This is a genomic window from Siminovitchia thermophila, assembly GCF_016909185.1.
Taxonomy (GTDB): domain Bacteria; phylum Bacillota; class Bacilli; order Bacillales; family Bacillaceae_C; genus Siminovitchia; species Siminovitchia thermophila.
This window is the reverse complement of the sequence record NZ_JAFBFH010000033.1, coordinates 41201-56305: the sequence shown is the minus strand read 5'-3', so window position 1 is coordinate 56305 and position 15105 is coordinate 41201. Positions and strand designations below refer to the sequence as shown.

The 15105-nt window shown below is 38.4% G+C and carries 13 protein-coding genes; 3 read left to right on the top strand and 10 right to left on the bottom strand.

The features are described from left to right. Positions 1-329: 329 nt before the first annotated feature. The 3 genes from JOC94_RS18435 to JOC94_RS18425 all read right to left on the bottom strand — a co-directional run bounded on the left by JOC94_RS18435 (position 330) and on the right by JOC94_RS18425 (position 3590). Positions 330-764 carry a helix-turn-helix domain-containing protein gene (locus JOC94_RS18435; protein ID WP_205180078.1) on the bottom strand — a complete coding sequence of 145 codons (435 nt, stop codon included), beginning with the start codon at positions 762-764 and terminating at the stop codon, positions 330-332. A 204-nt stretch (positions 765-968) separates the two neighbouring features. Further along, positions 969-2363, bottom strand: coding sequence for a DUF2971 domain-containing protein (locus JOC94_RS18430; RefSeq protein ID WP_205180077.1), 1395 nt, complete (start codon positions 2361-2363; stop codon positions 969-971). A 285-nt stretch (positions 2364-2648) separates the two neighbouring features. Next, positions 2649-3590, bottom strand: coding sequence for a phage/plasmid replication domain-containing protein (locus tag JOC94_RS18425; RefSeq protein WP_213089118.1), 942 nt, complete (start codon positions 3588-3590; stop codon positions 2649-2651). 660 nt (positions 3591-4250) lie between these two features. On the opposite strand from JOC94_RS18425, the gene JOC94_RS18420 reads away from it, so the two are divergent. The 3 genes from JOC94_RS18420 (at position 4251) to JOC94_RS18410 (ending at position 7727) form a co-directional block, all read left to right on the top strand. Further along, positions 4251-4424, top strand: coding sequence for a hypothetical protein (locus JOC94_RS18420; protein WP_205180075.1), 174 nt, complete (start codon positions 4251-4253; stop codon positions 4422-4424). Further along, positions 4421-5923 (top strand): recombinase family protein, encoded by a 1503-nt coding sequence (locus JOC94_RS18415; protein ID WP_205180073.1) that lies wholly within the window; start codon positions 4421-4423, stop codon positions 5921-5923. The genes JOC94_RS18420 and JOC94_RS18415 overlap by 4 nt, the downstream gene beginning before the upstream one ends. Positions 5924-6005: 82 nt before the next feature. Beyond that, positions 6006-7727, top strand: coding sequence for a recombinase family protein (locus tag JOC94_RS18410; protein WP_205180070.1), 1722 nt, complete (start codon positions 6006-6008; stop codon positions 7725-7727). Here the strand turns inward: JOC94_RS18410 and rlmH are convergent. The 7 genes from rlmH to walK all read right to left on the bottom strand — a co-directional run bounded on the left by rlmH (position 7662) and on the right by walK (position 15103). After that, positions 7662-8141: a 23S rRNA (pseudouridine(1915)-N(3))-methyltransferase RlmH gene (gene rlmH, locus JOC94_RS18405; RefSeq protein WP_205180068.1), complete on the bottom strand. Its 480-nt coding sequence runs from the start codon at positions 8139-8141 to the stop codon at positions 7662-7664. The genes JOC94_RS18410 and rlmH overlap by 66 nt on opposite strands. A 112-nt stretch (positions 8142-8253) precedes the next feature. Further along, positions 8254-8412 carry a CxxH/CxxC protein gene (locus tag JOC94_RS18400; RefSeq protein WP_205180065.1) on the bottom strand — a complete coding sequence of 53 codons (159 nt, stop codon included), beginning with the start codon at positions 8410-8412 and terminating at the stop codon, positions 8254-8256. Positions 8413-8940: 528 nt separating this feature from the next. Then, complete coding sequence (locus JOC94_RS18395; RefSeq protein ID WP_328799810.1) at positions 8941-10146, bottom strand: S1C family serine protease; 1206 nt, start codon at positions 10144-10146, stop codon at positions 8941-8943. Between the two features lie 212 nt (positions 10147-10358). Beyond that, positions 10359-11153 carry an MBL fold metallo-hydrolase gene (locus tag JOC94_RS18390; RefSeq protein ID WP_077112027.1) on the bottom strand — a complete coding sequence of 265 codons (795 nt, stop codon included), beginning with the start codon at positions 11151-11153 and terminating at the stop codon, positions 10359-10361. Positions 11154-11161: 8 nt separating this feature from the next. Then, on the bottom strand, positions 11162-11971 hold the full coding sequence (locus tag JOC94_RS18385) for a two-component system regulatory protein YycI (RefSeq protein WP_205180061.1): 810 nt from the start codon (positions 11969-11971) through the stop codon (positions 11162-11164). Position 11972: 1 nt separating this feature from the next. Beyond that, the gene (locus JOC94_RS18380) at positions 11973-13280 is read right to left on the bottom strand and encodes a two-component system activity regulator YycH (protein WP_205180059.1); all 1308 of its coding nucleotides are present in this window, start codon (positions 13278-13280) and stop codon (positions 11973-11975) included. Next, on the bottom strand, positions 13277-15103 hold the full coding sequence (gene walK, locus JOC94_RS18375; protein WP_077112030.1) for a cell wall metabolism sensor histidine kinase WalK: 1827 nt from the start codon (positions 15101-15103) through the stop codon (positions 13277-13279). Before walK ends, JOC94_RS18380 begins: the two co-directional genes overlap by 4 nt. Positions 15104-15105: the final 2 nt, after the last annotated feature.

Here is a 15105-nt window from a genome sequence, read left to right as displayed (position 1 = left end):
CGTTATAAAGAATCATTAATACAGCAATAATTGGAGGCGACAAGTGGCATGCATTTTTAAATGCCATTTCATACATTTTTTACTTGCCAAATACACCTTTCATTTTATCAGATTATAAAAGAGAATATTTGTTCTTGTCAAACGAATTTGGTAGTTATATAACATGTATATATCAATTGCATATGTTATCTATAACCTTATAGACATTTATCCAATATTCTTGGTGTTATTGCCCTAACCGTATACATACATAATATTGATACTGTATTTACTTTATACATATACCATATGTACAACGGAAAACCATCATTGGCTCCGTTGATGATGAATCACGATTCTTTCAACTCGCAGATTAACATTCCAATTTTCTTCAATGAATCCATCAAAAGTTCAACTGGTGTTGCTTCTGTTTCTAATGCCTCCTGGATGATATCCAATAGCACTTCCTTTTGATCAGCAGTTAACTGTTTGCCTCCAAACTCTATTTCATTGGTAAAAAACAATTCTTCCAATGAAAGTGGTTCATTTGTATCCTTTGCATCTAATCCAAGCAGAACATTAACATCTACGTCAAGTCCTTCTGCAATATGTTGAAGTACCGAGAAAGTAGGTGTCTTTCGTTCACCACGCTCAAGCCTGTTTAAATATGAAGGCGTAACGTTACTTCGATCTGCTAATTGTTGCAATGAATAACCTTTGGCTAACCGAAGTTTTTTCAGCAACTTAGCAAAATCATCATTCAATTGTTTTCTACCTTTTCCCATTTCAATCTACTCCTTTTTTGATTTTTTCCATCTGGAAATCCTCATTTATTGATCGGAAGATCTTTATCATTATAGATTGGGAAAAGGGTTTGATAACTTCACTTTGGGTAGTAGATTAAGAATCTGATACTCAAATTAAAAAGAAGTAGAGTGAATATAACTCGCCCAACTTCTTTTTAATGCATATTTTTATACTTGATAAAGTTATAGTTTTAAAGAGAGAATTTTCCTTGTATCCATTTCCTGTTTTATATTTGAATATGCCATTTCGTAAAAATCAAACTGTTTTCTACCTTCTTTTTTACACTTCTCATTTACTATCTCGATAATCTTTATTCTATCTTCTTTTGGTGTGTTAATTCCAAATATAATAGCTTCTAAATCTTCGAAGTTGTATTCGAGCAGTCTATCTTTTGATTCACTGAACATTTCAAGAACACTACTCAAGATTATACGATATTCCCTCTCATGTGACCACGCAGGTAACTTATTCAAATATGCTGTTTCGAAGGACTCCCAGTGCCTACCCCTCCATTCTTCTTTATTTGAAAACAAATGTTCACTACAAATACTTCGCTCCCCTTTTTCATTTGTATACCATTGTCTTTCTAAATGACCGACTGGTAGTCTTCCAATATTTCTAAAGAAATCTAATTCGTCAAATTCATTGGAGTAAATCATCTTTTTTAATGGAAATTCTACTGTTCCATATGTATTTCCTGATGATGAAAATCCTGTAATTGTTTTTAATTTTAGTGTAGGTTTTTCTTGGTCTTTTATTTTGTACTTTAAACAAACCCCCCTATGATTATCCCCATAAGTCCCCCAAATAGACGAATTTGTACAATTATCCATAAAGCAAGCTATATACGCTTCTGGATAAGTTAAGGCTTTTATCGCTTCTATATACATCTGTGGAAATTCAACATATATATTCTGCATTTTAATTGAACTATTTAATTTAATGATATGTTGAAAATCCATTTCTTTCATGACTTCATGCACTGCTTTCATTAAATGTTCATACATTTCTTGACCGTCAGGTAATTCACTTATTTTTTCCCAAATCGTAAAGAAAGCATCTGCCTGCTCATTATCACTTTTTAATTCATTAATATCTCCTGATGTTGGAATAAATCCATGTTTAGCATCTACTTCAAAAACAGCATTTAATGCGTATCTAAATAAAAATTTTAAATGAACATACAGCTCTTCCGAATAAATTTTGTATGGATTTTTGATGATAAAACTTAGATAGGATTGAACAAAACGATTGGAAAAGAATACTTCGTATACTTCCTGAATACGTTCCCTATATAAATCTGTTGGCAAATTTTCTAAACTTTTATAGATTGGAATGTCGTCTTTTGTTATCTGTTCATTTTCTTCAGTTAATCTTGCCAGTGTAACTACATGCTCTAAGCATAGAAGATAATGCTTTAGCAAATTTCTCCACACAATTTCGTCTCCCCGCCAGAAATATCGACGCATTCCTTCCATTGGATCATTTAGTTGTTCAGGGTGTGCAAAGTATATCTGCTGTTTTTGTAACTCTTGAAATTCCCCGATTAAGTTTGACACAGTTCTAAACCTATACATCACCATCCGCCTTTCCTTCACTTCTTAAAGTTGATCAATTATTATTGTTTTAACTATTATTTCTTCTATTATATTGAAACTTCAATGTTTGGATTTTTAAATAAAAAGAACCACCCGAAGCCTGGAAAGCGGAGTGGTTCTAACATGGATCTACTTATTGCCGTACTGAACTTCAAGTTCATGTTCAGCAATGTTACACGATACTCACAATATCGTGCTTACCTACTATTATAACCATGAGTGACCATACATCAACTATAACTCTCCAAAAAACTTGAAACTGTTTTACCATAAAATATTATCCAGGGGATTGCTTAAAGTTGTTGGTGCTTTTGGGTAATTTTTTGGGATGGGAATTGGATTGATGCCAAGTTGACTCAACTTTTTCAGGCGGTTTCGAAATGTGGAGTCTGTCAAGGATTTTAACGGAGTATCAATGCTGTGAGAAGAGACTTGTTTCAAAAATCCAATCAGCTTATTTTTATTGGAATCAGTGAGGGGGGATTTTCGTATTCGTTTTCGTGCTTCCTCTAACTTATAAAAATCTCCAGCGTGGTAAATGGGAGACATATATTTACGGAAATAATCTCGATAAACTTCTTCTTTCATATATTCCTTTAATTTCTTAGGCCGACTATTCCCTTTGTCCTTTCTTGCCATATAATTAATATGATCTTGTAAAATCCGTACTTCAAATCTTAATACGTTTTTTTCATACTCCTGGATTTCTTCCTTTTTGAACATTCGTTCTTCTTCTTTAGAATAAACTACAGCTTGTACCGATTTAGATGAATGATAAACTGTCGTTTCATACTTTTGAAAGACACCTTCTGCATCAAGCTTACCTATATACTTTTTTTGATAACGATGTGATTTAGTAAGCTTCTGATACAAGTGGAGCAGAAGCTCTCGGTGGTGCTTTTCCTTTACAATCACATCGTATCGGTAATCAATTCTTTGCAAAATATGATGTTTGAAATGCGAAAAATGTCTAAAGAGAATCCAAAGAATATTTTTTATCTCTTGTTCTATTAAAGGATAGTCATCTTCCGTCAGATCAGACTTACCAAGAAGAAGAATCGCATCTATGAACATATATAATTTCCATTGTCCGTTCCCTTTGTTTGAAATATGAATAGTGACTCCTTTGAACCTACCGCCATAGTGATCAGCGAAGTAATCATTCAAATGCCTGTAGTAAATATTAAACCTCTTTTGTAAATCCATCACTTCATAGTATTCGATAGGGAAAAACAACTTAATTGTATGAATCACCTTCTCCACCTCCAAGTGAATCTTGGGAGGCTGGAACCCTTTGTACACCAAGGGTTTACTGTTACATTTTTGCACCCAGCCCCACTATATTTATCCTTCCTTGCCCCCAAAATCAAATGGGCTACTGACAATATAGCGAAGAAGTCAAGTTGAAATAAATAGGTTTTATGTTCGAGCTGGTTCGAGCTGTTGATTCCATTAATTGTTGTAACACTCAATTAACTATTGACATTAGGCAAAATATTTCTTATTATATTTTATAGAATTTTTTATATAACATATTTTGATAGATTATAGACTGTTTTACTTAGATACATGAACAATTCAATAGGTGTATTTGTTTCAAGGGGAGGAGTACGCCCTCTTGCTTAACTACCTATTGTGATTTTTTGTATATCTAAGTAATACAGTCTTTTTGTTTTTATGCTGAAAGTGAATAATGTTAGTTTATTATCGCCTCCTCCTTACTTTAATACTTTAGCAAACGAAACCTCAGACACATTTGCTATTTACTTTTTTTCATAGACTCCTATAATCTGAGTTGTAAATGTCATAACCTCTTTGACGACGCACTATCCCCGAAACAAAACCCCGAAAGAAAGGAAGATTCATTTGCAAAACAACTATATCTTTGACTTCGACACCCATTATAAAGAACTGATTTTTGGTGAAAAAGATAAACAAAAAATAAAGGCAAATAACTTTCTACACCTACTTGTGGATTTGATTATCGACAATCTCGATGAATATCAAAAGACAACAGAAAGAAAGGAGAAAGTATCTTGAAAAAAGCAGTTGGTTATTTAAGGGTAAGTACAGATATTCAACTTGATGGCTATTCTATTCCTAAGCAAGATCGGGAAGTAAGAAGACATTGCGAGTATGCCAATTTTGAATTACTGAAAATCTACAATGAGGGATCAGGTTCTGGATCTTCTATAAAAGAAAGACCTGAATTTAGGCAACTTCTTCATGACGTTCTTTCTAATGAGAAGGAATCTATCTATATTGTTGTATGGAAGCTGGATCGGTTTGCTCGTAATTTGAAAGAAGCAATGTGTTTATTAGATGAAATCCACAAAAAGGGTCACTACTTGGTTAGTATTTCTGAAGGAATTAACACTGAAACGGAGGGATCTATACTTTTACTCCAGGTTTTATTTGCAATGGCAGAGAACGAACGACGGAACATTTTATTCCATTGTAAAAATGGAATGAAAGAACGTGCGGAAAAGGGCCTTTTTAACGGCGGAAGGGTGTTTGGTTATTCTTCTACACCTGCAAAGAAGCTTCAAATTAATGAAGCTGAAGCGAAAATTGTTAGATTTATTTTTGATAGGTATGTGGTAGATGGATGGGGATATAAAAAAATCGCCTCCTATCTGAATAACCATTATACTTCGGATGAAGATAATTCAAGAAGTTGGAGTATCTTTTCTATAAAATCAATCGTAACCAACCCTATTTACGCTGGTTTTATACGATGGGGTGAAAAAGGGAAAGAACGGAAAATTTACAAAGGGCAACACCACGCAATTATTAGTGAAGAGCAATGGTTTAAAGCACAAAGCTCTTATAGTAAACGTAGCTATCAGCCTGTTAAAATTCATAAGGGTTCATACTTTTTATCTGGTTTCCTTAAATGTCCAGAATGCAATTCTTCAATGGTTCAGCACAAATCATCAGGTGGCAAATATCTTTATTATCAATGCAGTCAAAATAAGAATAAAGGTTTATGTAAAGCAAATTTAATCAATAAAAACGATGCTGAACAGAAAGTCCTCACTGAACTATCCTCGAAATTAAAAGCCACCGAAATAAGAATATTCCTATCTTCGAAATTATCCTCCCAATTAAAGTTAGATATACAACCCAAACATGAGCAAATAAAATTCTTTAAAAAGCGATTAAAGGAATTACAAACAAATAAAAATCAGTTATTCGATTTATTTTACAAACAGATAATTGACGAAGACGCATTTTCCGATCAACTTAGTCATTTACAAAGTTCCGAGAGGGATATCAATGATAAACTAAAAAGAGTGGAATCAAGCATTGAATTAGAAAATAATTTGAATGTAGGGTTAATTGTTAATAACATTTTAGATAACTTTGAACAGTTTTTTCAGTCATTAGATGATATAAAGAAAAAGGAGCTATTGAAGGAAATCATTCAAGATATTCAAGTTACAACCGTTCCCCTTGGGAAAAAGAGAGTGAAAAGGGTCGTGAAACAAATCAATTATCACTTTGAAATAAATTCTATTTCAAAACTTGTGTCATAATATAATTTCTCTGTTGGGAAAGAGAACATTCTTTCCCTTTTTCTTTTTCCATTATACACTGTTATCGAAAGGAGGCATTTTAATGAATGAAATAAAACGAGTCGCAATTTATTGTCGTGTCTCTACGGAAGAGCAGGCAACAGAGGGTTACAGTATTACAGCTCAACTACAAACCCTTCGCAATTATGCAGGTCTGTATGGTTGGCAAGTGGTAAAAGAATATGTCGATGAAGGGGTCAGTGGTAAAAACATTTCAGGTCGCCCCGCTATGCAACAATTGGTGGTTGACGTGGAGAAAGATGAGTTCGATGCCGTTCTTGTTTGGAAAATCTCTCGGCTATCCCGTAACATGTTAGATACACTGACTGTGCTGGATAAGTTTGAAGAAAATAGTGTTAAATTTATCTCTTACTCAGAGAACTTTGACACTGGAAGTCCCATCGGCCGACTTGTTGTGCAATTAATGGCTTCCATTGCCGAAATGGAACGCAATACACTGTCAGAAAATGTAAAACTTGGCATGAAACAGCGTGCTTTGGAAGGGTCCTGGAACGGCGGGGTCTGCTTTGGCTACGATTCTGTTAAAAAGGAACTTGTTATGAATGAAAAAGAAGCAAAAGTTGTACAACTTATCTATGAGCTATACCTTTCAGGAAAAGGATTAAAAGCAATTGCAAACCACTTAAACAAGCATGGCTTTCGGACAAAAAGAAACAGATACTTTTCTATCAATGGGGTCGCTCAAATATTAGATAATCCCATTTATGTTGGAAAGATCAGTTGGCTTAAAGTTGAAAACTGGGATACAAAGCGACGGAAAGGTAAAAATCCCAATCCTATTCTTGTAGATGGCAAACACGAAGCCATTATTACCGAGGAACTTTGGCATTTGGTGCAAGCCAGAAGAAAGAGCAAGTCATTTAAGCAACGCCAATCAAATGAGCCATTTTTATTAAGTAGTCTTCTTCGTTGTCCTGACTGTGGGCAAGGTATGGTTCCTTCTATTACTACCTATACACGCAAAGATGGGACAAAACGAAAACATCGTTATTATGTCTGTTCTGACTTCCATAATAAAGGGTCATCTGCCTGTAGATCTAATGGTATCAAAGCATATGAAGCGGAAAATCAAGTGTTTGAGCGAATTGTAAATTTCCTTGCCAACAAGGAATACTTCATCTCAACAATTCAATCATTAAATAAGCAATCTGTTCACTCCATTTCCGTACTTAAGAGGGACTTAGAGCAAATTGAAAAGAAGCTAATAGACATACAACAGCTTCAAGAAAAGTATTTAGAAGCATTTGAACAAAACCTCTTCCCTGTCGCCATCTTACAAGAGCGACTGCAACAGGTTGCTAAAGAAAAAACGGAACTTGAACAAAAGAAAAATGAACTCAGCATACAACTAAGTTCATCAGATACAAAAGTCATTCCACATGAATTGGTTCGATTTCTATTAGAAAAGTTTGTAGAAGTCTACCAAAGCTCCTCAAGAGAAGAAAAAAAGCAGTTGCTACAGCTACTCATAGGTAAAATTTCAATAAGGCAACTGGAGAATCGTTCAAGAACTATTCATCAGGTTGAACTGGATTTCGATTTTACAGAGGTCAATTTATCAAAGACTTTTACGCTTATTCATTTGCTATATCGTGAAACGGATAAAGAAGTTGCATTTTCTCAACCAATACCCGCTTCCGACAACAAAATACCACCTTATCTACAACTTTTTTTGCCTCTATTTGTGGTACGGTTCCCCCTTTATTATCCTAAACGCCCTGTACACCTGTTCCACCAATATTAATCGCATTAACTGATGTGGAAAAGTCATTTTAGAAAAAGACAAAGCCTCATCGGCGCGTTTCATCACTTCCGCACTCAAGCCGAGTGAGCCTCCTATGACAAAGACGATTTTGCTTTTGCCGGTTGTGGCAAGGTAGTCGAAGCGTGCTGCGAGTTCTTCGGAGGATTTCATGGTGCCTTCGATGGAGAGGGCGATGACGTGGGCGTTGGGGCTGATTTTGGAAAGGATCCGGTCTCCTTCTTTCTTCTTTATTTGTTCCATTTGGGTTGGGCTTAAGTTTTCGGGGGCTTTTTCATCGGGGAGTTCGATGATGTTTAATTTGGCGTACGCTGTGAGGCGCTTGAGGTATTCGTCAATTCCTTGTTTTAAGTATTTTTCTTTCAGTTTTCCGACGGAAATGATGGTGATATTCATAGCTGTTCCCCTTCTCTGAAGTTATACACAAGTTGAAAACATGAAACAAACAACTTATTCACATACCTTATCCACATATCCACATAAACTATCCACATTTAGTATGGGAATATTAGTTCCCTACAAGATATTCAGCGTGCTTTTTGCAGTATTCACAAGTTGTGGACAAGTTTTTTCCTTCTTCTAATTTTTCAAGTTTGGGAAAGGTTTCGTGCTCATCCACGATGACATCCAATGCCAGTTCAACGTGCTCGCCGCAACAATAAATCATATAATAACCTCCTTTCCGTTTATATCATCATGTAATCATGACCATAAAAAATCGTTTTGAACATGGATTTCGTATCGCTTTCTGGATAACTCTTCTTTTTTTAAAAAATAATTAGTATTTCTCGAGATCGCAATTGAATTTTGAAGGCGCGCGATTCTCTCAGAAAGACTCGCCATCTTTATAAAATACTCTTTCCGATATTACTCGCAACTTTTTGGAAATACTTTCGACTTTCTTGATTACTTGCGACTTATCGAAATTACTGTCCACTTTCTCGATTTACTTGCGACCTATCGAAATTACTGTCCACTTTCTCGATTTACTTGCGACCTATCGAAATTACTACCGACTTTCTCAATTTACTCGCCACCTATCGAAACACTATCCACTTTCTCGATTTACTCGCAACTTCCCAAAATATACTATCGACTTTCTCTTAAATACTCGCCACTTTCTTTATCCACAGATTATTTTACCATTAAATCAGAAAAGCGGGAAAGCCTCATTTGGCTGTTCCCGCTTAACATTTTATAATCTGGCTTCATCCGTCAGCTTGATAGTGGTTTTTTCTTTTTTGCCGCCTCTATAGTACGTGACATCCATCGAATCGCCGACTTTTTTCGTGTTGTATAAATGTTTTCTGAGCGCAATGACATTGTCCACTTTTTGTCCGTCCAGTTCAACGATGACGTCCAATTCTTCCAATCCTGCCTTTCCAGCAGGTGAATTGGCCATAACGGACTCGATCATCACACCAGTAGTTACGTCTTTCGGCAATTTCAGTGTTTCCTGCTGATGATAGGCGGATACTTCTGCGACATCACGCAATGTGACGCCCATCGACGGGCGTTTGACTTCACCGTATTTTTCTAGGTCTTCAATAATTGGAATAACATAGTTGATCGGAATCGAGAAGCCAATGCCTTCTACTGTGCTTTGCGCAATTTTCATGGAGTTGATGCCAACGACCTGCCCTGCAATATTGACAAGCGCTCCACCGCTATTGCCGGGGTTAATGGCGGCATCTGTCTGGATGACTTCCGCATTCCAGTCAGCCACACCGTCTCCGTTAATATCGACGGGCACCGCCCGATTGACTCCGGAAATAATGCCTTGGGTCACGGATCCGGCAAATTCGAGTCCAAGCGGATTTCCGATTGCCATGACCTGCTCCCCGATTTTCAAAGCGTCAGAGTCGCCGAATTCTGTTACGGCGTCATCGGCAATTCCATCGGCATCTATCTCAACGACCGCCAAATCTGTCCATATATCGCCTCCAAGCTGTTTCCCGGAAACTTTTTTGCCGTCTGACAGGGTCACTTCCAGTTGCGAAGAGCCTTGGACCACATGGTTGTTCGTTACGATAAGCGCTTTGTCCCCCGCTTTCTTATAAATGACTCCTGATCCTACCCCTGCCGCTTCCTGGCCCTCCCCGCCAGACCAAAATTTTGCCGTTTGAATATTGGTGATGCCTACCACACCTTTTCCGGCTTTTTCCACTGCCTCGGTTATGTCTGTCGTGACATCAAGTGAGACATTCTTGGATGGGTGATCCGTTTTGCCTCTATTTTCTTCAATCGCTGCATTGTTTTGGTTCGGGGGTTCATTCCAATCTAATGCTGGAAAGAGCAGGGCCATTAAAAGCGCGCCGATGATTCCGCCGATGATTCCTGAAAAGAATCCGCCTCTTTTCTTTTTAAAGCGGTTAGGGCTGTGATCATCGTAAAGTCCCACTAGACACCATTCCTTTCTTTTGCTACGTTCCATTCCCCAAAAGGTTTTCCCTTCATATTCCTTATTATAATGCGCAAAGCGACAGAAATTAAATAATAAACGTTTTCTATTTTGTAAATAGCTTAGGGTGTGGACAAAAAAATGAAAACAGGCAGCCAACCGCCGCGTGTTTTCATTATCTATTCCTGTATTTACGCTTATTTAAACATTTTTTATACGGCTGCGAGGTCGGTCGGTATGTAAGGATCGGTATCAAACAGTCTGACATGGCTTCCCACTTCAATTCCCCGGGACGCCAGCGTCTGGGTAACGCTCATCCGTGCCAGGTCTTTCATGTTATTGTCACGGCTTAAATGGGCGAGGTAAATGCGTTTTGTCCGGTCGCCAATAACCTCGCTCATCGCCAAAGCCGCGTCTTCATTGGAGACATGTCCAACATCGCTTAATATTCTCCGTTTCACGTTCCACGGGTATCTTCCCATCCGCAGCATCTCAATATCATGGTTGCTTTCAAAAATATACGTATCCGCATCAGCGATCATCCCTTTCATCCGATCGCTGACATAACCTGTATCCGTGATCAAGACGAGCTTTTTCCCTTCAGACCGAAAAATGTAAAACATTGGTTCAGCAGCATCGTGCGAGACGCCGAAAGATTCAATGTCGAGGCTTCCGAAAGATTTGACAGCTTCCACTTCAAAAACAAATTTTTGATCAGTCACCACTTCCCCGAGCATGCCGTCCATTGCCTTCCACGTTTTTTCATTCGCATAGATGGGAAGCCGGTATTTTCTGGCCATGACACCCAGGCCCTTAATATGGTCGCTATGTTCATGGGTAACAAGGATGCCATCTAGCTTTGCTGGATCGCGTCCAATTTTCTCCATTAATTCCCCGATTTTTTTGCAACTGACTCCGGCGTCTACAAGAAAGGAGTGTTTATTTGTCTCAATATAAAAGGCGTTTCCCGAACTGCCGCTGGCCAAAACACTAAATTGCATCGACATGTACTTGTTCACTCCAATTTCACTTTTTCTTCGTCACCGGGATTCACTTCGATAATTTGTCCCTCAAATGCATTGACTAACAACTGCTCTTTTTCTTTCTCATGTTCCACGACAATACACCACGTCGGTGTCAATACTTGGGTAGCTTCCATGTTTACGACAGTGTAATAGCCGAGTTTCGCTTCAACCACTTTACTTCCCGGCTTCATCAGCCCATTGCGATAAATCGCTTCAACTGCCCGAATGGCAGGAAGCACTTCTTCTTTTTCACTGATCGGTTCAATCTTTTCTAGCATCGTCTGTTTATAAGACTGAACTTCTCCTGATTTAGTGACTGTAAACTCCAGGCTTGCGCTTTTATTTATGAAAAATGGCTTTTCCTGGTGTTTCTGAAAATACGTAATGATCCCAGCTGTTTCATCATGATAGCCAAACACATATTGCTCACCAAATAACACTTCATTTTTAATGAATTGATCCAATTCGGACGTGTCGAAATTTTTTCCGATTTTCACTGGTGTCTTTAGTTCCGATTGGATCATCGTCCGATCGGTGCTGTTTATCGTTTGATTGTTCAATTTCTCCAATTCTTCATCCGTAAATGTTTTCGTATTGGCGCTCATGTAATGATCAGCAAAGGTTTCCTTTGGAATACTGCTATAATCAATGTCGTCATTTTTTAAGCTTTCTTCCAATGAGACATCCATTTTGACTTCCAGCTGATTGATCCGTTCCTTGTTCAACAACTGGCTCAGGAGGAAAACATCGAGAGTCAGGAATGCGATGATAAAGATGCTTTTCAGTCTACTCCAGTCCATGTTATTCCCCCTTTATTTCCTCAGTATCAAGACGTAGCCATGAACCTGCGTACAAGTAATACCAGGAAGGTTCCAGCGTCAATAACTTGGGATTTTCGGGATCTTTTACAAGTCCGTAACCAATAATGAATTCTTGGATTAAATCGACTTTAATATCCGGATTGGAAAGCAATTCGTCCATTGCTTCTTTTCCGGATGGCAATGTCACAACCTTAGGGGCGGGAAGTGGAATATCCAGAATAAAATAAGGTCTCTCATACTGGTAAATTTCTTCTTTTCCCCAAGTTAGCTCCATTTTCGTCATACCTTCTTGGCTGAATACGGGGTACCCTTTTATAAACAATAAAAACTTTATGTTTTTATCATACGGGTCCATGCTGAGATAACGGTAATTATCAGTCCAGCCTGCATGCTCATTGACAAAATTAATACTTCTCTCCAAAACATTCATGTCTTCACTTTTTATCCTAGTATTAATGGTCTGGCTCGGATTCACGTAAAAAAACATGTTCGTCAAGTAGTCAACGGTCATGAGGCTCGTCCCATCCGTATATTTTGCGCCATCCGTGATCGAATCTCTCCGCACATAGTCCGGATCTTTAAATAGCGCATTTTTGAAGCTTTCGGGTTCAATGTAGTCGGAGTAGTATTTATAACGCGGAACCTCTATTTGTTCGGATGGAAGAAACTTGATTCTCCCATCGGGAAGATTGTATGCCTGGTAAGCGTCATATTTTGTTTTACTCTTTTCCAAATGGTTGAACAATGAAACAAGCTGATCATGATTAACATGGCTTTCATATACCTTTCCATCTTTTGTGGAAATGAAATATACTGACCCGTCTTCTTGCTTTTCACTATCCAGGCGGATGACAATCCGGTTGAATGCTCCATAAGGAAGATTGTTGGACTCAAACCGCAAAACCCTTTTATACACATCAAATGGGACAAGGTCGGGAAAGATGATTTCTATATTTTCTCCAGACTCGGAAAGCTTGCGAATTTGGGTAGGCGAATAAACGACTGGATCGCTGAAATCGTAAAATGTCCAGCCGTTTAATTCGGCAAGTAATTGATCAATATGTTCGTCCTTGCCCGTCCCATAGTGGTCTTTTTGGAAATGAAACAAAACCCCCACCGGTTTGATTAAATCCGCCACATCTTTCGGATCGGAGATGGATACTTCGTGAACATTTTTTTCTTCACTAAATTCATATTTCGGCTGGTACGTCCATAAATTCCATGTCAACACAACACTCGTTAAGACAAGGAAAAAAAGCAGGAACGATTTCATGTTTTCGTAATTCACGACCAATCATCCTTTTGTTCAGGATCGTAAGGAAGCGTGAAAATAATGGCCGTACCTTTTCCTTCCACGCTTCTTGCCCAAATATGACCTCCATGGGCTGCTATCATTTCTTTTGCAATGGCAAGGCCCAGGCCGGTTCCACCCAACCTTCTTGTTCGCGCCTTATCGACTCTGTAAAAACGGTCAAATACTTTCTCTATATTTTCCTTTGGAATGCCAAGACCTTGGTCTCTTACACTTACCTCAATTTTATCATCGAGTTCTTTCAGCTTAAAAGTAATCTGGCCGCCTTCCGGAGAATATTTGAGCGCATTCGAGATAATATTATCCAACACTTGTGTCAGCTTATCTTCATCTATTTCCACAAAAATGACCTTGTCGGGAAGTTGGCGCCTAAAGGAAACGTTCCGGTCTTTCGCCATTTCAAAACGGTCAATGATTGAACTGAAAAAGGAGACAAAATCCACCCAAGTTTTATTCATCTCATAGTCCTTGCTGTCCATTTTCGAGAGCTTCAACAAGTCATTGACCAGGCGGATCATCCGTTCCGTTTCATTTTGTGTGACATTCAGAAAATGAGGAGCCAACTCTTTGTCATGAAGCGCTCCATCAGACAATGCTTCAAGATAGCTGCGCATGGTTGTCAGTGGGGTTCTCAGTTCGTGCGAAACGTTTGAAACAAATTCTCTCCGATCTGCCTCGATTTTCTCCTCCTCTGTTACATCATGCAACACAACGATAAGCCCATTGATGAACCCGGTGTCACGTTGTATGACTGAAAAGTTCGCCCGTAAAATAAAAGGAGATTCATTTGTACTGTAATCGAGAACAATCGGTTCCTGCTGTTCCAGCAAGTCCTCAAAACTGTCTTTATCCTCAAAGAAAAGCAGTTCGGTAATAGGGTGGGAAATGACTGTTTCACGTGAAACTGAGAGCATTTTGGCCGCTTGTTCATTGATCAAAATGATACGGCCTTTCCTATCCGTCGCAATAACTCCGTCCGTCATGTTGGAAAGAACTGTGGAAAGCTTTCTCCGTTCCCCTTCCGTCATCGCCTGAGCCTCTTGGAGCTTTCTCGTCAAGTGATTAAACGAAAGAGCAAGCTTGCCAATTTCATCATCACCATAAACACGGACTTTGCGCGAAAAGTTGCCTTTAGCCATGGCAACGGCCTGCCTTTTCATATCAGAAATCGGCCTTGTAATCGTGCGCGCGACCAAAATCCCGAGTATTGCCGTAATGAACATGGCGATTAATGTTGCCGAAATAAATATTTGGTTGATCTCTTCCAGCTGGTCAAATACGGTTTCAATTTTGGCAACAAGATAAATGGCTCCGACCACTTCTCCTCCAGATTTGATCGGAGTCGTCAATATCCATACGCGATCTTTTGATGGTTTATCTATAAAAATATTGTCTTCTTTCTTCCCGCCAGCCAAAATCCTCTTTACCATGACATCTGTTGTTTTCTGTCCAACAATGCCCTGGTTATTTCTTTCAGACGTTCCGACAACGATATTTCTGTTATTAATGACGCGAACCTCGGAGATATCCTCCCCTGAAAAGTCAAAAAGCAGTTTGCGTACTTCTTCCTCGAGCGAAGGAGCCTCTTCATCTGTCCTGTCTTTCTTCATCTCTTCGCTCAGGCTGTACTCTAATAATGGAAGCCTGCCTTCTATCGAGTGCTTAAAGTTTGTAATCAACTGTTCTTCCAGTTTTCCGATAAAATATACACCGATAATTTGCATGGCAATCATAATCAGCAATAAATAAATCGTTACGAACTTAACATGGATTGAACGGAAAAAACCTACTTTTTCCATAA

Bases quoted from the DNA above. Each gene is read 5' to 3' on its own strand.
- JOC94_RS18435 (WP_205180078.1), bottom strand. From the start codon at position 764: ATGGGAAAAGGTAGAAAACAATTGAATGATGATTTTGCTAAGTTGCTG.
- JOC94_RS18430 (WP_205180077.1), bottom strand. From the start codon at position 2,363: ATGTATAGGTTTAGAACTGTGTCAAACTTAATCGGGGAATTTCAAGAG.
- JOC94_RS18425 (WP_213089118.1), bottom strand. From the start codon at position 3,590: ATGGATTTACAAAAGAGGTTTAATATTTACTACAGGCATTTGAATGAT.
- JOC94_RS18410 (WP_205180070.1), top strand. From the start codon at position 6,006: ATGAATGAAATAAAACGAGTCGCAATTTATTGTCGTGTCTCTACGGAA.
- rlmH (WP_205180068.1), bottom strand. From the start codon at position 8,141: ATGAATATCACCATCATTTCCGTCGGAAAACTGAAAGAAAAATACTTA.
- JOC94_RS18400 (WP_205180065.1), bottom strand. From the start codon at position 8,412: ATGATTTATTGTTGCGGCGAGCACGTTGAACTGGCATTGGATGTCATC.
- JOC94_RS18390 (WP_077112027.1), bottom strand. From the start codon at position 11,153: ATGTCGATGCAATTTAGTGTTTTGGCCAGCGGCAGTTCGGGAAACGCC.
- JOC94_RS18385 (WP_205180061.1), bottom strand. From the start codon at position 11,971: ATGGACTGGAGTAGACTGAAAAGCATCTTTATCATCGCATTCCTGACT.
- walK (WP_077112030.1), bottom strand. From the start codon at position 15,103: ATGGAAAAAGTAGGTTTTTTCCGTTCAATCCATGTTAAGTTCGTAACG.